This window comes from Flavobacterium xueshanense, assembly GCF_900112975.1.
GTDB lineage: Bacteria > Bacteroidota > Bacteroidia > Flavobacteriales > Flavobacteriaceae > Flavobacterium > Flavobacterium xueshanense.
In genome coordinates this window covers 40646-59421 of record NZ_FONQ01000019.1, presented here as the reverse complement: position 1 = coordinate 59421, position 18776 = coordinate 40646, and the positions used below count along the sequence as shown (strand labels likewise).

Annotated in this window: 19 protein-coding genes; 12 read left to right on the top strand and 7 right to left on the bottom strand. The window is 34.3% G+C overall.

Going from position 1 to position 18776, the window contains the following annotated elements; translation table 11 throughout:
* Positions 1–294: IS30 family transposase (locus BMZ76_RS14335; protein WP_167547434.1), on the top strand; the 294-nt coding region annotated here is incomplete at its 5' end.
* A 745-nt stretch (positions 295–1039) separates the two neighbouring features.
* Here BMZ76_RS14335 and BMZ76_RS14330 read toward each other — a convergent pair.
* On the bottom strand, positions 1040–1441 hold the full coding sequence (locus BMZ76_RS14330) for a hypothetical protein (RefSeq protein WP_091208403.1): 402 nt from the start codon (positions 1439–1441) through the stop codon (positions 1040–1042).
* A gap of 404 nt (positions 1442–1845) precedes the next feature.
* Here BMZ76_RS14330 and porX point away from each other — a divergent pair, with 404 nt between their 5' ends.
* The 5 genes from porX to BMZ76_RS14305 all read left to right on the top strand — a co-directional run bounded on the left by porX (position 1846) and on the right by BMZ76_RS14305 (position 6050).
* Entirely contained in the window at positions 1846–3399 is a 1554-nt protein-coding gene (gene porX / locus BMZ76_RS14325; RefSeq protein WP_091208399.1) for a T9SS response regulator signal transducer PorX, read from the top strand.
* Positions 3400–3456: 57 nt separating this feature from the next.
* Entirely contained in the window at positions 3457–3864 is a 408-nt protein-coding gene (tsaE, locus tag BMZ76_RS14320; protein ID WP_091208395.1) for a tRNA (adenosine(37)-N6)-threonylcarbamoyltransferase complex ATPase subunit type 1 TsaE, read from the top strand.
* 8 nt (positions 3865–3872) lie between these two features.
* The gene (locus BMZ76_RS14315) at positions 3873–4367 is read left to right on the top strand and encodes a GNAT family N-acetyltransferase (protein WP_091208391.1); all 495 of its coding nucleotides are present in this window, start codon (positions 3873–3875) and stop codon (positions 4365–4367) included.
* Positions 4368–4439: 72 nt separating this feature from the next.
* Positions 4440–5639: an alanine dehydrogenase gene (locus BMZ76_RS14310; RefSeq protein ID WP_167547472.1), complete on the top strand. Its 1200-nt coding sequence runs from the start codon at positions 4440–4442 to the stop codon at positions 5637–5639.
* Positions 5640–5675: 36 nt separating this feature from the next.
* Positions 5676–6050, top strand: coding sequence for a DUF4258 domain-containing protein (locus BMZ76_RS14305; protein WP_091208387.1), 375 nt, complete (start codon positions 5676–5678; stop codon positions 6048–6050).
* Positions 6051–6251: 201 nt separating this feature from the next.
* Here the strand turns inward: BMZ76_RS14305 and ung are convergent, their stop codons facing one another.
* Positions 6252–6932: a uracil-DNA glycosylase gene (ung, locus tag BMZ76_RS14300; RefSeq protein ID WP_091208384.1), complete on the bottom strand. Its 681-nt coding sequence runs from the start codon at positions 6930–6932 to the stop codon at positions 6252–6254.
* A 145-nt stretch (positions 6933–7077) separates the two neighbouring features.
* Between ung and BMZ76_RS14295 the strand changes: the two genes are divergently transcribed.
* The 3 genes from BMZ76_RS14295 to BMZ76_RS16325 all read left to right on the top strand — a co-directional run bounded on the left by BMZ76_RS14295 (position 7078) and on the right by BMZ76_RS16325 (position 9961).
* Positions 7078–9243, top strand: a complete 2166-nt coding sequence (locus BMZ76_RS14295; RefSeq protein ID WP_091208381.1) for an endonuclease MutS2 — start codon at positions 7078–7080, stop codon at positions 9241–9243.
* A 94-nt stretch (positions 9244–9337) separates the two neighbouring features.
* On the top strand, positions 9338–9754 hold the full coding sequence (locus BMZ76_RS14290) for a thiol-disulfide oxidoreductase DCC family protein (RefSeq protein ID WP_091208377.1): 417 nt from the start codon (positions 9338–9340) through the stop codon (positions 9752–9754).
* A 78-nt stretch (positions 9755–9832) separates the two neighbouring features.
* Entirely contained in the window at positions 9833–9961 is a 129-nt protein-coding gene (locus BMZ76_RS16325) for a hypothetical protein (protein WP_091208374.1), read from the top strand.
* A 65-nt stretch (positions 9962–10026) separates the two neighbouring features.
* Here the strand turns inward: BMZ76_RS16325 and ettA are convergent, their stop codons facing one another.
* The 3 genes from ettA to holA all read right to left on the bottom strand — a co-directional run bounded on the left by ettA (position 10027) and on the right by holA (position 13034).
* Positions 10027–11721: an energy-dependent translational throttle protein EttA gene (gene ettA, locus BMZ76_RS14280; protein WP_091208370.1), complete on the bottom strand. Its 1695-nt coding sequence runs from the start codon at positions 11719–11721 to the stop codon at positions 10027–10029.
* 63 nt (positions 11722–11784) lie between these two features.
* Positions 11785–11967: a CAL67264 family membrane protein gene (locus BMZ76_RS14275; protein WP_091208365.1), complete on the bottom strand. Its 183-nt coding sequence runs from the start codon at positions 11965–11967 to the stop codon at positions 11785–11787.
* Between the two features lie 62 nt (positions 11968–12029).
* A complete protein-coding gene (gene holA, locus BMZ76_RS14270; protein ID WP_091208360.1) occupies positions 12030–13034 on the bottom strand; it encodes a DNA polymerase III subunit delta in 1005 nt (334 codons plus the stop codon).
* Positions 13035–13084: 50 nt separating this feature from the next.
* Between holA and BMZ76_RS14265 the strand changes: the two genes are divergently transcribed.
* From BMZ76_RS14265 to BMZ76_RS14255, 3 genes are read left to right on the top strand one after another with little or no spacing between them, the layout of a single operon-like run.
* Entirely contained in the window at positions 13085–13540 is a 456-nt protein-coding gene (locus BMZ76_RS14265) for a type I restriction enzyme HsdR N-terminal domain-containing protein (protein ID WP_091208357.1), read from the top strand.
* A gap of 11 nt (positions 13541–13551) precedes the next feature.
* Complete coding sequence (locus BMZ76_RS14260; protein ID WP_167547473.1) at positions 13552–14556, top strand: glycosyltransferase family 2 protein; 1005 nt, start codon at positions 13552–13554, stop codon at positions 14554–14556.
* Positions 14557–14608: 52 nt separating this feature from the next.
* Positions 14609–15442, top strand: coding sequence for an OmpA/MotB family protein (locus tag BMZ76_RS14255; RefSeq protein ID WP_091208350.1), 834 nt, complete (start codon positions 14609–14611; stop codon positions 15440–15442).
* A gap of 279 nt (positions 15443–15721) precedes the next feature.
* On the opposite strand, the gene BMZ76_RS14250 is transcribed toward BMZ76_RS14255, so the two are convergent.
* Both BMZ76_RS14250 and BMZ76_RS14245 read right to left on the bottom strand, forming a co-directional pair.
* Complete coding sequence (locus tag BMZ76_RS14250; RefSeq protein WP_091208347.1) at positions 15722–16342, bottom strand: L-threonylcarbamoyladenylate synthase; 621 nt, start codon at positions 16340–16342, stop codon at positions 15722–15724.
* 83 nt (positions 16343–16425) lie between these two features.
* A complete protein-coding gene (locus BMZ76_RS14245) occupies positions 16426–18759 on the bottom strand; it encodes an ATP-dependent helicase (RefSeq protein WP_091208344.1) in 2334 nt (777 codons plus the stop codon).
* Positions 18760–18776 lie beyond the last annotated feature (17 nt).

Here is an 18776-nt window from a genome sequence, read left to right as displayed (position 1 = left end):
ATAAATACAATAACTTCTGATAATGGGAAAGAGTTTGCGCAACATCAAGAGATCAGTTCGGCACTTGAAATAGATTTTTTCTTTGCCAACCCTTACAGCCCTTGGGAACGTGGTGCAAATGAAAATCTAAATGGATTAATAAGACAATACATACCCAAATCATCATCATTTGATGAAATAACTCCAGAGAAAATTATAGAAATACAAGAGAAATTAAACAATAGACCAAGAAAAAGATTTAATTTTGAAACACCTAATTTTATGTTTAATCAAAAAGTTGCATTTATAACTTGAATCCTGCTGTAATAAACAACAGCTTTCTAGAAGTTCTAAAACAATTAAATGTACCATCTTTTTCTATGATTTTGTCGTTTTCAAAAGTCTCTCAATTTTCTATTTGGTCGTTTCTATCATACCTAATAAAAGAACCATTTTTAATGTTTTTTTTGAAATTTCGAATTTACCAATGCTGTCCGGTTTCACGATAAAAGATTCACTCGCCTTCCATCAGTTCATTGATGAAAGAATCTTTTGCTTTCACTTTTCCGTTTTGAAAAAACAAGTTAAATGATTCCCAATTAATTTATGGGCGATTTGTCCGTTCACGTACTATTTTTTAGCTAATATTTGAATTTTTTTAATTTTCTTATTTGGTAATAAAAAAAATCTACATGGTACCAATCCAATTATTTAATTTTAGATAGCAAAACACATAAAATAATCAACAGATTTCTATCCAAACCTATATTTTCTGCTCATACATAATTTTCATGATTGATTGTAGGGACACGTAAAAAGCTCGCACGAGGTGTTAAAGAAACGCTCGTACCAGCGGGAGGAATAATCTTTTGAAATTAAATCCTGTAAATTCAGTGGGAAAAGTTCTTGTTGATGAACCGAATTTGGCTTGCAAACGGGCTTCATAATCGTTACTTTTAGTACTTAAAAACACTAATAATCAAGAGTATATAAAAAACTGTCCGAAAATTACTTTTCGGACAGTCTCTTTTAACCAAAAACTTAAAAAGGATTGCATCTATTAATTTTTTGAGATTAAAATTGTACTTAATTTACGTCTTTTGTAATTTCCAGATGTAATATTAATTTTGATATTTTTTTTATCTTCATATGCTTTGTCAATATGTAAATTTATAAAATCCTCCAATAAATATAATTTGCAAATTGGGAGTTCTCCAAATTCGCACTTTGTTAAATATAGATTATTTGAAACTTCACCTGATTCTTTGTTTTTTGCACTCCCTGTTAGGTTTTTAATAATAACTATATTGACTACATTATCAGTTAAAGGGTATGTTTTGAAAGCACTTATATTTCCAATTATATTAGATAATTCTAAATTGTTAATTTCTTTAGCTTCATAGTTTTGAGATTTACAATGTAAAGCTGTCATAATTAATAATACTAAAATTAGTTTTTTCATAATTATATTTTAAGGATTAATAACTTTAGACAAATACATGAGATCCAAATATATAATAAATTAATTACAAATAACACAATCCGATTTAATTTGCAGAATACTTTTCTTCTCAAACGGAGTTATAAACCGAAATCATTCTATCAAGTGCGTGAGGGATGGAAGCGGCATCCTTTCCTTTTTTCTTTAAAAAGGAAAGATACAGCGTACAGCCCGACCCGGACGGAGTTTACGGAGGATGAGGCACGCCCAAAAGCAAATATAAAGCAAAACGGAAGCGAATTGTAATTTTATAAAATACAGCATAAGTGTGTTATAAAATTATCATAATATTAGCAGGGAGCCGTTGCAAAAAAATGTAATTTGGCACTTTAATTTAGTATGTTACAACACTTGTTGATTCAATTATGGATAAAATAAAAATACTTTGGGTAGATGATGAAATCGACCTTTTGAAACCACATATATTATTTCTGGAAAAGAAAAATTACGAGGTAACAACCTGCAATAACGGGTTGGACGCCATTGGTATTTTTGAAGAAAATAATTTTGATATTGTTTTTCTGGATGAAAATATGCCCGGAATGAGCGGCTTGGAAACGCTGTCAGAAATGAAGGAAAAAAAATCTTCGGTTCCAACGATTATGATTACGAAAAGCGAGGAAGAATACATTATGGAGGAAGCCATAGGTTCTAAAATTGCCGATTATTTAATCAAACCTGTGAATCCAAACCAAATTTTGTTGAGTTTGAAGAAAAATCTGGATCATTCCCGATTGATTTCGCAAAAAACTACGCTGGATTATCAGAAAGAATTTAGAAAAATCACCTTGGAAATGGCAATGGTGAATTCCTATGAAGATTGGATTGAGTTGTATAAGAAATTGATTTTTTGGGAACTGGAATTGGAAAACATCGACGATCAGAGCATGATTGAAATTTTGGAATCCCAGAAAACAGAAGCTAATTCCCAATTTGGAAAATTTATTGAGCGCAATTATGAGGATTGGTTTGCACCAAAAGCGGACAAACCCGTTCAATCGCATACCTTATTCAAAGAATTAGTGCTTCCTGAACTCAAGAAAAAAGACAAGCCCATTTTGTTTGTCGTGGTTGATAATCTTCGCTACGATCAGTGGAAAACCTTTGAAAGTGTAGTTGGAAATTACTACAAACTGGAAAAAGAAGTGCCTTACTACTCTATCCTTCCTACTGCCACTCAATACGCGAGAAACGCTATTTTCTCCGGTTTGACGCCATTGGAAATGGAAAAACAGTTTCCACAATACTGGAAAAATGACCCGGAAGAAGGCGGAAAAAATCTTTTTGAAGCGGAATTTTTGACGGCGCACTTGAAACGATTAGGTTTAAATATCAAGCAAGAATATTTTAAAATAACCAGTCTTGCCAGCGGAAAAAAATTAGCTGAGAGTTTTAAATCATTAAAAGATAATGATTTAGTGACAGTAGTATACAACTTTGTTGATATGCTTTCGCACGCCAAAACGGAGATGGATGTCGTGAAAGAATTGGCCTCCGATAACAAAGCGTATCGCTCATTGACGTTGAGTTGGTTTAAGAATTCCCCGCTGTTAGAAATCATTCAACAGGCTCAAAAAATGGGTTTTAAATTGATTTTGACCACGGATCACGGAACGATAAATGTAAAAAATCCATCGAAAGTGGTAGGTGACAAAAACACCAGTTTGAATTTACGTTACAAAACCGGACGCAGTTTGACTTACGAACACAAAGATGTTTATGCCGTAAAAGAACCCAAAAATATTGGTTTGCCGACCATAAATATGAGCAGTTCTTATATTTTTGCAAAAAATGATTTGTTTTTAGCGTATGTCAATAACTACAATCATTATGTGAGTTATTACAAAAACACTTATCAGCACGGTGGAATTTCATTGGAAGAAATGATTATTCCGTTTTTAGTTTTTAACCCTCGATAGGAAATTCCAGTCTCAGTTTTCGGCGAGAGCCTTAAACTTTTAAACAAATATAAAAGAATGAATGTTACTTTTTCTTTAGATCAACTCGAGGAAGTTGCTCAAAAAATCATGGCAAATAACCCCAAAAAAGTGATTCTTTTTCACGGAGAAATGGGCGTTGGAAAAACAACTTTAATTAAGCAATTGTGCAAAACGCTTGGAGTAACCGGTGCAACAAGCAGCCCAACCTTTTCTTTAGTTAATGAATATGAAGCTAATGACAATCAGTTGGTTTATCATTTTGATTTTTACAGATTGAATGATGAAGTGGAAGCGCTGGATATGGGAATTGACGATTATTTGTATTCCGGCAATTGGTGTTTTATAGAATGGGCAGAGAAGATTCCAAATTTGATTCCGAAAACCCATTCCGTTATCAGTATTTCACTACTCGCGGACGGAAAACGTTTATTAACTTTAAGCTAAAAGTAATTATGAATGTAGACAATACTATAGCAATAATTCCTTTTTCTCCAACTTACAAAGAAGCTGTAAAAATATTAAATCTGGAATGGCTGCAAAAACATTTTAGGGTTGAACCCAAAGATGAAATCGTACTTTCGGATCCGCAAGGTCAGATTATTGACAAAGGCGGAATGATTTTTTACGCGAAATATAAAGATGAAATCGTTGGTACCGTATCCTTAATTAAAATTGACAGCACAACCTTCGAATTGAGCAAAATGGGTGTAACAGATAGCGCACAAGGATTAGGAATTGGTAAAAAACTGATTTTGCATTGCTTTGATATTGCTGAAGCAAAAGGAATAGAGAAACTGATTTTATATTCAAACCGGAAATTACTGTCAGCGATACATTTGTATGAAAAATTTGGTTTCGTAGAAATTCCTTTAGAGGATGGAGTTTATGAACGAGCCGATATAAAAATGGAAAGAATCATTCGCAAAGATTTGTTGCATTCCATGTGAATTTAACAAGATTGAATTTGTGCCGTTTATAAATCTTTTTACGTAAATTGTACCCTTAATTTAACAACATCAATGTCAATAACTATAACGCCATTCACCAAACAGCAGCTTTTACCACAAGAGGAAAAACTGGAAATTGCAAGACAAAAAAGCGAACTTTTTATTGGTATTCCAAAGGAAACGAGTTATCAGGAACGCCGAATTTGTCTTACCCCAGATGCTGTTAACTCGCTTACCTATCATGGCCATCGCGTAATGATTGAAGCAGGAGCGGGATTGAGTTCAAGTTATACCGATAAAGAATATTCTGATGCAGGTGCCCAAATCACTAATGACACCAAGAAAGTCTTCAGTTGCCCCATGATTTTGAAAGTGGAACCAGCCACCCTTGCTGAAATAGAAATGATGAATCCGCAGACGATTTTGCTGTCCGCGATTCAGTTGAAAACCCGCAAGAAAACGTATTTTGAAGCTTTGACCAAAAAGAAAATTACCGCTCTCGCTTTTGAATACATCAAGGATGAAGACGGAACGTATCCTGCGGTTAAATCCTTGAGCGAAATTGCGGGAACGGCCTCGATTTTAATTGCTGCCGAGTTGATGATTACCAATGAATTCGGAAAAGGATTATTATTCGGGAACATTACCGGAGTTCCTCCTACTGATGTAGTTATTTTGGGCGCAGGAACCGTTGGAGAATTTGCTGCCAAAACCGCTATTGGTTTAGGTGCCAGTGTAAAAGTTTTTGATAATTCTATCACCAAATTACGTCGTTTACAGAATAATTTGAACCAACGGATATTTACTTCCACGATTCAACCTAAAGCTTTACTCAAAGCGTTGAGACGTTGTGACGTGGCTATTGGCGCTATGCGAGGCAAAGAACGTTGTCCTGTAATTGTTACGGAAACGATGGTGGAGCACATGAAAAATGGTGCCGTAATTGTCGATGTAAGTATTGATACCGGCGGTTGTTTTGAGACTTCGGAAGTGACTTCGCATGAGAAACCTACGTTTATCAAAAACAATGTTTTGCATTATTGCGTACCCAATATCCCTTCCCGATATTCAAAAACTGCATCGCTTTCCATAAGTAATATAATTTCCCCTTATTTAATGAAAATTGCGGAGGACGGAGGCATCGAAAGCGCTATCCGTTGTGATAAAGGATTGAAAAACGGCGTTTACATGTACCACGGAATCCTTACTAATTGTTCTATCGGCGAATGGTTCGATCTACCTTATAACGACATTAATTTAATTGTTTTTTAAGAAAACTTTCTTCTACCTTTGCAAAAAATTTAATTCATGAAGTTTATACATCGTTTTGCCTATTATTTGGTAGGTTTAGTAATAGGACTGTTTTTTGTAGCGTTAGTTTTCAGTGGCAAAGACACCCGCTGTAATTATTTTCCAAATGCAAGAGTTTTAAATGATTTAAGAAACAAACCTTTTTATTATTCGGATAAGGCTTCTGTGATTTTGGCTGAAAAATGGATTGATACTGCCGATATAAAAAACACACTACAATTTGGTGATGTAGATTTTGACAAAAGCAATATCGAACTAAAAAAAGGAAAGTTATACATCATCGAAGGTAAAACAATCAAAAACCAAGAGGTTACCCTGAAAGTCATTAATTACTCAGATAAAGCTATTTTAGAGGATATTATTAAAAAGTAAGACATTTATTTAGTCCTATTTACGGTTGAATTTTTCCAATAACAATATTTTAATTTGGGCGTGACCTTACGTAAAAACTTCAGGTCGTGCTGTACGTTCCCGCTTTTTTTACAGGCTGAAACGCCTCTTAAAAAAGAGCTCCACTACCATCACTCACGCAAAACTGTGTAAAACAACTATTTACATCTTCAAATCACTTAATTAATCTAATGAAATCCAGTTAATTAACTCTAACCCGTTTTGTTTTAAATACGTATTCGTTTTACTGAAATGTTTATTCCCAAACCATTTCCCCTGATTTGCGCTCATAGGCGACGGGTGCCCGGATTCTAGAACTAAATGTTTGTTTCGGTCGATTTTAAGCCCTTTTTTATGGGCAAAATTCCCCCAAAGCAAGAAGACGACATGTTCTTTTTCTTCGGAAATTTTTTGAATTACAGCATCCGTGAAAACATTCCATTTCAAGTGTTTGTGGCTGTTCGCATGGTCTTCTCTAACGGTCAGAGAAGCATTCAACAATAAAACGCCTTGTTTTGCCCAAGCTTCTAAATTACCGGAAGTGGGCATGAAAATAGTCCCTAAATCCTCACTCATTTCCCGAAAAATATTGCGCAACGAAGGAGGAATTCGCACACCTTCATTCACAGAAAAACACAAACCATTGGCTTCGCCTTTGCCGTGATACGGATCCTGGCCAATGATAACCACTTTTACCTCTTTGAAACTGCAATAATTAAACGCGGCAAAAATTAATTCTTTTGGGGGATAACAAGTATGATTTTTATACTCCTCATCAACAGTTTCCATTAAATCTGGAAAATAGGGTTTCTTGATTTCGTTTAATAAAATGGATTGCCAAGATGGATTTAGAGTGATTTGCATAGTTGTGTATTAGAAAGCAAAGATACAAAGGGATTTTTTTTTTAAAACCTAAAAAGGACAATAAACATTCTTTAATTCTTTGTGAAAGTCTGTTAAATTATCTTAACTATTAGTTATTTTTGTCTTGAAAAGAATTAAACGATAAATGATATCAATCACCGAAAAAACATTACAAGATTTACAATTTCCTGCTGTACTCGAAACCATTTCGACCATTTGCAACACTGATATTGGAAAACAAAAAGCTTTCGAAATAACCCCTTTTAAAGATAAGGAAACGTTAATGCAAGCATTAATGCAAACATCAGAGTATGTTTCGTCTTTTCAAAATAACAATGCCATTCCCAATCATGGTTTTGACGCCATCACGCACGAGATAAAATTTCTTGCAATAGAGGACAGTTTTTTAGAAGTGGGCAGTTTTAGAAAGATTGCAACTATTTCTTCAACGGTAAATTTCCTTTTGACTTTTTTGAGAAAATTCGAGGATTATTATCCAAATTTAAATGCAAGGGCTAACCAAGTTGAACTCACTAAAGAAATCATCACGATGGTCGATGAAGTAGTTGATAAATATGGCGAAATAAAAGACAATGCGTCGCCGGATTTACTGAATATCCGCAGAAATATGAATGCGGTTCGAGGCAAAGTCAATCAAAGTTTCGGATCTGCGTTGACGCAATACGCTGCTTTGGGATATTTAGATGATATCAAAGAAAGTTTTGTACAAAACAGACGTGTTCTAGCTGTTATGGCAATGTACCGTCGTAAAGTAAAAGGTTCTATTTTGGGTAGTTCTAAGACTGGAAGTATCGCCTATATTGAACCTGAAGCTACCTTACAATATTCTCGTGAGTTGAGTAATTTAGAATATGAAGAAAAAGAAGAAATCACCCGGATTTTAAAACAGCTGTCCAATTACATTCGTCCTTTTTTACCGTTATTGATTCAATATCAGGACTTCTTGAGTGATATTGATGTAATCGCTGCCAAAGCAAAATACGCCAACAGAATTAACGGAATTTTGCCAACAATTACCGAGGAACGTCGTGTTTATTTTAGAGATGCGTACCATCCTATTTTATATTTGAATAACAAACAGAAAAACGAAATAACACATCCGCAGACTATTGAACTCAGTCAGGAAAGCAGAATTATTGTAATTTCCGGACCTAACGCAGGAGGAAAAACGATCTCTTTGAAAACCGTTGGGTTGTTGCAACTGATGCTGCAATCTGGGATGTTAATTCCAGTTCATGAACGCAGTGAAACTTTTTTATTCGATAGGATTTTAACAGATATTGGAGACAATCAATCAATTGAAAATCATTTAAGTACATATAGTTACCGACTAAAGAACATGAACTACTTCCTAAAGAAGTGCAATAGAAAAACCATGTTCCTGATTGATGAATTTGGTACCGGTTCTGATCCAGAATTAGGAGGTGCTTTAGCAGAAATTTTCTTAGAAGAGTTTTATCACCGAGAAGCTTTTGGGATTATTACCACTCACTATTCAAACCTAAAAATTCTGGCCAATGAATTGCCTTTTGCCACCAATGCGAATATGCTTTTTGATGAAAAATCATTAGAACCCATGTATAAATTGGCTATGGGTCAAGCGGGAAGTTCCTTTACTTTTGAAGTCGCTTTAAAAAACGGAATTCCATTTAGTTTAATAAATCGAGCCAAAAAGAAAATTGAAGTTGGAAAAGTACGTTTTGATAAAACGATTGCCACACTTCAAAAAGAGCGTTCAAAGATGGAAAAAACATCACAAAACCTCAAAGAAGAAGAAACAAAAGCACGCGAAGAGGGCAAGAAAATGGAGACTATCAATGTGAAAATCAAACAAAAACTGGAAAGCTATCAGGAATTATATGACAGCAACCAGAAAACAATATACATCGGTCAAAAAATTGAAGATATTTCGGAGAAATATTTTAATAATAAAAACAAGAAAGAGTTGCTAGGTGAATTTTTGAAAATCATTGAAATAGAAAATTCAAAACGAAAAAAAGCAACTGTTAAAGAAACTAAAGCACTAACAGAAAAGAAAAAAGAAGTAATTGAAGAAATCACAGTTCAGGTTGAGGAAATTAGAAAAGAAAAGAAAGAGAAGAAATTAAAAGTAGTAATTGAAAAACCAAAACCAGTTCTAAAATTAGGCGATCGCGTACGAATGTTTGATGGAAAAGCGGTGGGAACGATTGATGCTATCGAAAAAAATAAAGCAACTGTAAATTATGGTGTATTTACTTCAAAAGTGAGTCTGGAAGCGCTGGAGTTTGTAGAAGCCGGGAAGAAATAAACAGTATTTAGTTTGCAGTTTTCAGTCTCGTCTCACGTTTTGTCATTTCGAAGAAGGAGAAATTTCTATCCGGTTGAATTATAAAGTTTAAATTATGCTCAATATTCCTGTAGACAAAAAAATCATTCTCTTTGACGGCGTTTGCAACTTGTGTGATTCAGCAGTGCAGATGATAGTTAAGCATGATACTGAAGATATTTTTCGGTTTGTTGCTTTACAATCTGATTTGGGTCAAAAAATCATCCAACATTTGGGAATTGATATTCAAAAAACAGACAGTATTATCCTGTATCACCCTGGTTTTGCTTACTACTTAAAATCAGAAGCTGCTTTAGAAATTGCTAAAAATTTGGGAGGAATATTTTATTTTGCGACACTGTTTACGATGTTACCCACTTCTTTTAACAACTATATTTACGATTATATCGCTAAAAACCGCTACAAATGGTACGGAAAAAAAGAAGCTTGTCTGATTCCCACCAAAGAAATGCAAGCTAAGTTTTTAGAATAAAATAATAATCATGATAATTATCATACCTTTTATTTAGTAGGAATTATAAATTTGAACAATCTTAAAACTTAATTAATTATGAAAGACACTACACTTTTTTCTTGGGATAACGGAACTTTTATAATGGTTGTTGTATTTGCATTAGTAATCATAGGACTGGTTGCTGCAGTTTTAATTATGATGAATTCTGATAAAAAAATTAAATAACAGCGTAAAAAAAGAGGATGTCTTTATGGGACATCCTCTGGCTGATAAATCTATAATTTAGATGACTAACTTCTAATTAATTTTCTGTATTTCAATCGTTTTGGTGTCAAATCACCACCTAAACGTTTTTTCTTATTTTCCTCATAATCAGTAAAACCACCTTCAAAACAATATACTTCAGAGTTTCCTTCGAACGCCAGAATGTGTGTACAAATTCTGTCCAAGAACCATCTGTCGTGAGAAATTACTACCGCACAACCTGCGAAATTTTCCAGACCTTCTTCTAATGCACGTAGTGTATTGATATCCAAATCATTCGTAGGCTCATCCAGTAACAATACGTTTCCTTCTTCTTTCAAAGTCATCGCAAGATGTAAACGGTTGCGTTCTCCTCCGGAAAGCATAGAAACTTTCTTGTTTTGTTCTCCACCACCAAAATTAAACCGTGATAAATAAGCTCTTGAATTTACTTGCTTTCCGCCCATCATAATCAATTCCTGACCGTCAGCGAAGTTTTCCCAAATTGATTTTTCCGGATTTATATTCGAGTGTGCTTGATCAACATAAGCGATTTTTACAGTATCCCCAATTAAGAACTCACCTGAATCTGGCTTTTCTTCGCCCATTATCATTTTGAAAATGGTTGATTTACCAGCACCATTTGGCCCAATAATTCCAACAATTCCAGCTTGTGGCAGGGTGAAATTTAAATTATCATACAACAATTTATCTCCAAATGCTTTGGCAACATTTTTGGCTTCAATTACATTCGTTCCTAAACGTGGTCCATTTGGAATGTATATTTCCAGATTTTCATCCAATTGTTTTTGATCTTCATTCAGTAATTTATCGTAATTCTGCAAACGCGCTTTTTGTTTTGTTTGACGCCCTTTGGCACCTTGACGAACCCAATCCAACTCACGTTCTAAATTCTTTCTGCGTTTCGAGGCTACTTTTTCTTCCAATGCCATACGGCTTGATTTTTGGTCTAACCAAGAAGAATAGTTCCCTTTCCATGGAATACCCTCACCTCTGTCTAATTCCAAAATCCAACCGGCAACATTATCCAAGAAATATCTATCATGCGTTACAGCGATCACAGTTCCGGCGTATTGTGCTAAATGTTGTTCTAACCAAAGTACACTTTCAGCATCCAAGTGATTCGTAGGCTCATCCAGAAGCAAAACGTCAGGTTTTTGCAACAATAAACGACATAAAGCTACGCGACGACGCTCACCACCTGATAAATTCTTAATTGGCGTATCACCTTCAGGGGTACGTAAAGCATCCATTGCGATTTCCAGTTTGGTATCAATTTCCCAAGCGCCCAATGCATCTATTTTATCTTGTAAAAGCGCTTGACGATCCATCAATTGCTCCATTTTATCAGCATTTTCATAGACTTCCGGCAAACCAAAACTATCATTGATTTTATTGAACTCATCTAAAACTGCCATTGTTTCAGCAACTCCTTCTCTTACAATTTCGATAACTGTTTTGCTATCATCTAAAATAGGTTCTTGTTCTAAATAACCTACTGTATAACCCGGCGCAAAAACTACGTCACCTTGGTAGTTTTTGTCAACACCAGCTATAATTTTTAATAAGGAAGATTTTCCAGAACCATTTAAACCCAAAATACCAATCTTAGCTCCATAAAAGAAACTTAAATAGATGTTTTTAAGGACTGGTTTATCTGCTCCTTGATACGTTTTACTCAATTTTGACATTGAGAATATCACTTTTTTATCGTCTGCCATTTTTTATAATTTAAAATTATTTCTTTTATGCCATTAAGGCTCTTTCCTTAATTTGTACCCCTATTAGACTCTTCCCTTAAGGGAACTAAAGACCCAAGCGTTAGCCAAAAAACCCACACCCACTGCAACAAATCCCCACCCTGCTACGTCATCATATCTAAATGCACCTAATGCAATCAGCAATAAACCCATTACGATCATAATTAAAGTAGCCCAACCTAAAATAGTATTTTTATTCATTGACATAGTCTTGGTATTTATTTTTAAATCACTAATTTTTGGAATGCAAATATCGGAAATTTTGCCTTTTAATTAAATATTTTATACAGCATTTCTCGTAATAAGTCAGATTGAGACATCGCATTAGCGCCAACACCTTTACTCTTTACATCAATATCTCTTAAAGCACCTACAATTTGACTTACCTTTTTCATAGGATAATTCTTCAAAGCCACATCATATTCTTTCAAAAAGAAAGGATTTACACCTATAACCGCCGCAACATTCTTGGGGTTTTTATCTTTTAATCCATGGTATTTTAATAATTGAATAAAAAATCCAAAAACCAGACTTGTTGTTACCACCATTGGGTTGTCTTTTGGATTTTGGGCAAAGTTTTCAGCAATCGTGTACGCTTTTAACTGGTTGCGTTCACCAAGTGCTTTTCGCAATTCAAATACATTAAAATCTTTACTAAAACCTATATTTTCTTCAATATCTTTTGGAGTTATTGTACTTCCTATCGGCAAGATGATTTGCAATTTCTCAAGTTCATTATTTATTTTACTCAAATCTGTTCCTAAAAATTCAACCAACATGGCATTTGCTTTAGGCTCAATTAAATATTTTTTACCTGATAAAACACGTTTTATCCACTCTCCTACTTGGTTTTCATATAGTTTTTTACTCTCATAAACAACACCGTTTTTCGCCAATAACTTCGTTACTTTTTTACGTTTATCCAATGTTTTGTATTTGTAGCAAAAAACCAAAACGGTTGAAGGCATCGGATTATCAGCATAACTTTCCAGTTTATCTATGGTTCGGATTAAATCCTGTGCTTCTTTGACAATAACCACTTGACGATCTGCCATCATCGGATAACGCTTAGCGGTGGAAATGATATCTTCTATAGTGACATCTCTTCCATATAAAACGGTTTGGTTGAAACCTTTTTCCTCTTCCGATAAGACTTTTTTCTCAATATAATCCGATAATTTGTCAATATAATACGGTTCTTCTCCCATCAAAAAATAGATAGGTTTAATGTTGCCGCTTTTTATATCATTTACAATTTTCAATACTTCGTCCATATTATCTATTCTCTTTTAAATCTATTATCTAAAAGTCTTACTTTTGCTTCATGCGAAAACTCAATTTTCAACTTTATAACTTTCGGTTCAAAAATAGCGAAAATAAAGTTTCCATTTTTGATGCAATCAGGAAAAAATTCATCATTCTTACTCCTGAAGAATGGGTTCGACAACATGTTGTCCAATTTTTATTGGAAGAAAAAAAGTATCCGCACTCCTTAATTAATGTAGAAAAAGTATTAAAAGTCAACGGATTGCGCAAAAGATACGATGTCGTGGTTTACAATCCGGATGGTTCAATTTTCATTTTGATAGAATGTAAAGCACCCGAAATAAAAATTGCACAAGCCACCTTTGACCAAATTGCCCGTTACAACATGACCATGAGAGCTAGTTTTTTGATGGTGACCAATGGTTTGAATCATTACTTTTGTCAAATGGATTTCGAGAATGAAAAATATCATTTTCTGGAAGAATTACCGAATTACAAACTAAATAGTCTATAAAACAAAGCCTCATAATGAGAATAGCAGTTGTCATACTTAATTGGAACGGAATATTATTATTGGAAAAATTTTTGCCGTCGGTTGTACAATATTCTCCGGAAGCTGTAATTTATGTTGCTGATAATGCTTCTACTGATGATTCTATTTCCTATCTCAAAGCTTTTTTTCCTTCGGTAACAATTATTAAAAATGACAGTAATCTTGGTTTTGCCAGTGGCTATAATGAAGCATTAAAACAGGTTAATGCAGATATTTATGCTTTAGTGAATTCTGATATACAAGTAACAGAGCATTGGTTGAAACCCATTCTTGAAACTTTCGAAAATGAATCCAAAACGGCTATTATCCAACCTAAAATATTAGATTATAAACGCAAAGAATATTTTGAATATGCAGGTGCTGCCGGTGGATTTATTGATCAATATGGATATCCTTTTTGTCGGGGTCGAATTTTTGATACTTTAGAAAAAGACAACGGACAATATGATGACACACGAGAGATATTTTGGGCATCAGGAGCATGTTTTTTTATCCGAAGCTCGGTTTATAAAGCATTACACGGTTTTGACGATGATTTTTTTGCGCATCAGGAGGAAATTGATTTGTGTTGGCGTGCGATTAACAACGGATATAAAATAAAATACATTTCAAGGTCCGTGGTATATCACGTAGGCGGTGCCACTTTGCAGCAAGGCCACCCAACTAAAACGTATTTAAATTTTAGAAATTCCTTACTGATGTTAACCAAAAACCTTCCAAAAGAAAAATTATATTCGATACTTTTAGGCAGAATGATTTTGGACGGAATTGCAGGATTTCAATTTTTAATACAAAAAAAACCTAAACATTTTGCGGCAATACTGAAGGCTCATTCGTCCTTTTATATTCTTTTTTTTCGCTTTTATAAAAAAAGAGCTGAATTTCAAAATGATAAATACCATAGTGTAAAAAGTATTGTTTACTTGTACTTTATCAGAAAAATAAAAGTTTTTAACGATTTATTTAGAATCAAATAAATTTTAAAAAGCTAAATTTGTCACTAACCCTTAATCTAAATTTAAACAATCTATGAAAAAAATCATAATTGCCTTATCAGTAATGGCCCTTTTAACTTCTTGTGTTTCTAAAAAGAAATACACGGATTTAGAAACTAGAAATAAAGAAACCCAAGATTTATTAAATACTGCGACTGTAAAATTAAATTCTTGCTTAGAAGAAAAAGCAGGTTTTGCGGCAACAGTGGCTGCTTTAAAAGAACAAAATCAAGGTTTAATTAGTGTTTCAAAAGACATGACGGTATTGTCGACTAAGGGTGCTCAAAATATTGAAAAAGCATTAGAATCTATCAAAGAGAAAGATTTAAAAATAAGTAGAATGCAAGATGCTTTAACTAAAAAAGATAGTGTAACACTTGCACTAGTAACAAGCTTGAAAAGTTCAGTAGGAATATCCGATCCAGATATCGAAATAAATGTAGAAAAAGGTGTAGTTTTTATCTCTATTGCAGACAAATTATTATTTAAAAGCGGAAGCTACGAAGTGACGGACAGAGCTAAAATGGTTTTGGCGAAAGTTGCAAAAGTAGTGAATGACAAACCAGACTTCGAATGTATGGTAGAAGGACACACTGATAACGTTCCTTACAATGGTTCAGGTGTATTGTTAGACAACTGGGATTTAAGTGTAAAACGTTCTACTTCTATTATCCGTGTATTAACAAATCAACTGGGTGTTAAACCAGAGCAATTAATTGCTGCAGGAAGAAGTTCTTACATTCCATTAGTGGCGAATGATTCTGCTGAAAACAGATCTCGTAACAGAAGAACTCGTATTGTAGTTTTACCTAAAATTGATCAATTCTATGAAATGATTGAAAAAGAAATGAAAAAACAAAGACCGTAATTTGTTTTAATTATCAAAAAGTAAACGCCTCAAAATTGAGGCGTTTTTTTTATGATTTACTATTAGGTGATAAACTGTTTTTCAAAAACTGATTTGGTATAAAAACAAAAAAAGCAGGCCAATTGACCTGCCTCAATGTATCCTCAATTGTTTTTTAACAACCAATTAAATATAATCAAGAATAACATACTATTATACTGTAATTAAAGAAATTGTTATTTATTGGTAAATATAAAGTTTTATTGTAGATGTGCAAATATTTTGCCAAAGATTTGAATTTTATAAAATATCTAAACTTCCTTTACCTTCTCTCACTACAATTGGCTCGTCACCTGATAAGTCGATAATGGTAGAACCTACATTATCACCGTAACCTCCATCAATAACCAAATCAACCAGATTTTGCCATTTCTCAAAAATAAGTTCCGGATCAGTAGTATATTCTATTACATCATCTTCATCATGAATTGAGGTCGAAACAATAGGATTTCCAAGCAACTTTACAATTTCTAAAGCAATCGTATTATCAGGAACTCTTATTCCGACAGTCGTTTTCTTTTTGAATTCTTTAGGTAAGTTGTTATTTCCCGGCAAAATAAAGGTATAAGGTCCTGGTAAAGCTCTTTTTAAGATTTTAAAAGTAGCAGTGTCTATTTGTCTCACATAATCAGAGATATTACTTAAATCATGGCAAATGAAGGAAAAATTAGCTTTGTCGAGCTTCACTCCTTTTATCTTCGCAATGCGTTCCAAAGCTTTCGTATTGGTAATATCACAACCCAAACCGTAAATGGTATCGGTTGGATAAATTACTAAACCACCTTCTTTTAAAACCTTAACCACTTTAGCAATTGCTGCTTCATTAGGTTTGTCTTCGTATATTTTTATAAATTGAGCCATTTTTTTTAGTTTAAAGTTTAAAATATTTAAGGTTTAAAGTTCTTTTAACTGACAATTTTAACCCTTAAACTTGAAACAAATTTTTACCCTATAATATCCAATTTCGCAAAACGCAACAGTAATTTTTTGATTCCGCCAACTTCAAATTTGATTTCGGCTTTTTTATCTGCTCCTACCCCTTCAAGATTTACTACTTCCCCTTTTCCAAAACGTTCGTGCATAACTATATTTCCGGCAACCAGTTTATTATCAAATAAATTAGCATTTCCTGAAGCAACATTATTGCTAACAGGTTTTAATTTACGTATACTTATATCTGATTTGGGTTCATTATCAGTAACATATTTGGGCGGTGTTCCATTAGCTGGTTTTGCCAGACGCAATTTGGATTTATCCACATCTCCAAAAATATCACTGTCAATCATAGGCTTGTATCTGTAATTATTTTCAGGAGGTGTCATATATTCTAAATACTGACTGTCGATTTCCTCAATAAAACGCGAAGGTTCACTATCCGTCAATTTCCCCCAACGGTAACGAGATTGTGCATAGGTCAAATACGCTTGGTGCTCAGCACGGGTCAAAGCCACATAAAATAAGCGTCGTTCTTCTTCGAGTTCACTTCTGGTACTCATACTCATGGCACTCGGAAACAAGTCTTCTTCCATTCCCACCACAAAAACATGAGGAAACTCTAATCCTTTTGCCAAGTGAATCGTCATCAACGCAACACGATCTTCATCACTAGTATCTTTATCTAAGTCTGTTGCCAGAGCCACATCCTCCATAAATTCTGATAAGGCACCACGGGCTCCATCCACTTCTTTTTGGCCATCAGTGAAATCCTTAATACCGTTTAGTAATTCCTCAATATTCTGAATTTTAGCCATTCCTTCAGGAGTAGCATCTTTTTTTAATTCTTGTATCAATCCTGTTTTTTTGGCAACATGATCAGCCAAATAAAACGCATCCTGATTTTCATTTATAGCCTGAAAACTCTGAATCATTGTAACAAAATCGAGTAGTTTTTGCTTGGTTCCCGAATTCAGTTTTAAGTCAATTCGTTCTATGTTTTGCATGACTTCAAACATTGAGCGCTTGTAATGGTTCGCTGCAATGGTCAGTTTTTCAATAGTTGTATTCCCAATTCCACGTGCCGGATAATTAATCACCCGAACCAAAGCTTCTTCATCTTTTGGATTGATAACCAATCGCAAATAGCATAAAACATCCTTTACTTCTTTTCTTTGATAAAAAGAAAGTCCGCCATAAATTCGGTACGGAATATCTCTTTTTCTCAATGCATCCTCCATCGCACGGGATTGTGCATTGGTCCGATACAAAATTGCAAACGCTCCATTAGGTAACTGGTTTTGCATTTTTTGCTCCCAAATGGTACTCGCCACAAAACGGCCTTCTTCGTTATCTGTTAAACTGCGGTGGACTTTTATTTTTGGACCAAAATCATTCGCGGTCCAAACTATTTTATCCAGTTTTACTTTATTTTTATCAATAATTGTGTTTGCTGCTTCAACAATATTTTTTGTGGAACGGTAATTTTGTTCCAATCTGAAAGTTTTTACGCCTTCATAATCTTTCTGAAAATTCAATATATTATTGATGTTGGCACCACGAAACGCATAGATACTTTGCGCATCATCCCCCACCACACAGATATTCTGAAATTTATCGGACAAAGCCCGAACGATTAAATACTGCGAGTGATTGGTATCTTGGTACTCATCTACCAAAATATAACGAAAACGATTTTGATATTTGGCCAGAACTTCCGGAAAACGAGTCAGTAATTCGTTGGTTTTTAATAATAAATCATCAAAATCCATAGCGCCTGCTTTGAAACATCGGTCGACATAATTTTGATAAATTTCCCCCATTCGAGGCTTTTTAGACATCGCATCCGCTTCTTGTAGATCCGGATTATTAAAATAAGCTTTCACCGTAATCAAACTGTTTTTGAAATTTGAAATTCGGCTTAAAACCTGTTTTGGTTTGTAAACATCCCGATCCAATTGCATTTCTTTTATGATCCCGGAAATAGCACGCAACGAATCCTGAGAATCATATATAGTAAAGTTTGAAGGATATCCGAGATGTTCGGCTTCCGATCGTAAAATTCGAGCAAAAACCGAGTGAAATGTTCCCATCCAAAGATTTTTTGCTTCACCGGCACCCACGATATCCGAGATCCGTTTTTTCATTTCTCGCGCTGCCTTGTTGGTAAATGTAAGGGATAGTATACTAAACGCATCGATACCCTGACTCATCAAATAAGCAATTCTAATAGTCAACACCCGCGTTTTACCGGAACCGGCACCCGCAATAATTATCATGGGTCCGTCTTTTTGGAGAACGGGTTCGCGTTGGGCTTCATTAAGTTGATCGATATATTTGTGCATGGAAATTTTTATAATAT

Excerpts from the sequence above, each read along its gene's own strand:
- BMZ76_RS14330 (WP_091208403.1), bottom strand. The coding sequence starts at position 1,441 with ATGAAAAAACTAATTTTAGTATTATTAATTATGACAGCTTTACATTGT.
- porX (WP_091208399.1), top strand. The coding sequence starts at position 1,846 with ATGGATAAAATAAAAATACTTTGGGTAGATGATGAAATCGACCTTTTG.
- tsaE (WP_091208395.1), top strand. The coding sequence starts at position 3,457 with ATGAATGTTACTTTTTCTTTAGATCAACTCGAGGAAGTTGCTCAAAAA.
- BMZ76_RS14315 (WP_091208391.1), top strand. The coding sequence starts at position 3,873 with ATGAATGTAGACAATACTATAGCAATAATTCCTTTTTCTCCAACTTAC.
- BMZ76_RS14310 (WP_167547472.1), top strand. The coding sequence starts at position 4,440 with ATGTCAATAACTATAACGCCATTCACCAAACAGCAGCTTTTACCACAA.
- BMZ76_RS14305 (WP_091208387.1), top strand. The coding sequence starts at position 5,676 with ATGAAGTTTATACATCGTTTTGCCTATTATTTGGTAGGTTTAGTAATA.
- ung (WP_091208384.1), bottom strand. The coding sequence starts at position 6,932 with ATGCAAATCACTCTAAATCCATCTTGGCAATCCATTTTATTAAACGAA.
- BMZ76_RS14295 (WP_091208381.1), top strand. The coding sequence starts at position 7,078 with ATGATATCAATCACCGAAAAAACATTACAAGATTTACAATTTCCTGCT.
- BMZ76_RS14290 (WP_091208377.1), top strand. The coding sequence starts at position 9,338 with ATGCTCAATATTCCTGTAGACAAAAAAATCATTCTCTTTGACGGCGTT.
- BMZ76_RS16325 (WP_091208374.1), top strand. The coding sequence starts at position 9,833 with ATGAAAGACACTACACTTTTTTCTTGGGATAACGGAACTTTTATAATG.
- ettA (WP_091208370.1), bottom strand. The coding sequence starts at position 11,721 with ATGGCAGACGATAAAAAAGTGATATTCTCAATGTCAAAATTGAGTAAA.
- BMZ76_RS14275 (WP_091208365.1), bottom strand. The coding sequence starts at position 11,967 with ATGTCAATGAATAAAAATACTATTTTAGGTTGGGCTACTTTAATTATG.
- holA (WP_091208360.1), bottom strand. The coding sequence starts at position 13,034 with ATGGACGAAGTATTGAAAATTGTAAATGATATAAAAAGCGGCAACATT.
- BMZ76_RS14265 (WP_091208357.1), top strand. The coding sequence starts at position 13,085 with ATGCGAAAACTCAATTTTCAACTTTATAACTTTCGGTTCAAAAATAGC.
- BMZ76_RS14255 (WP_091208350.1), top strand. The coding sequence starts at position 14,609 with ATGAAAAAAATCATAATTGCCTTATCAGTAATGGCCCTTTTAACTTCT.
- BMZ76_RS14250 (WP_091208347.1), bottom strand. The coding sequence starts at position 16,342 with ATGGCTCAATTTATAAAAATATACGAAGACAAACCTAATGAAGCAGCA.
- BMZ76_RS14245 (WP_091208344.1), bottom strand. The coding sequence starts at position 18,759 with ATGCACAAATATATCGATCAACTTAATGAAGCCCAACGCGAACCCGTT.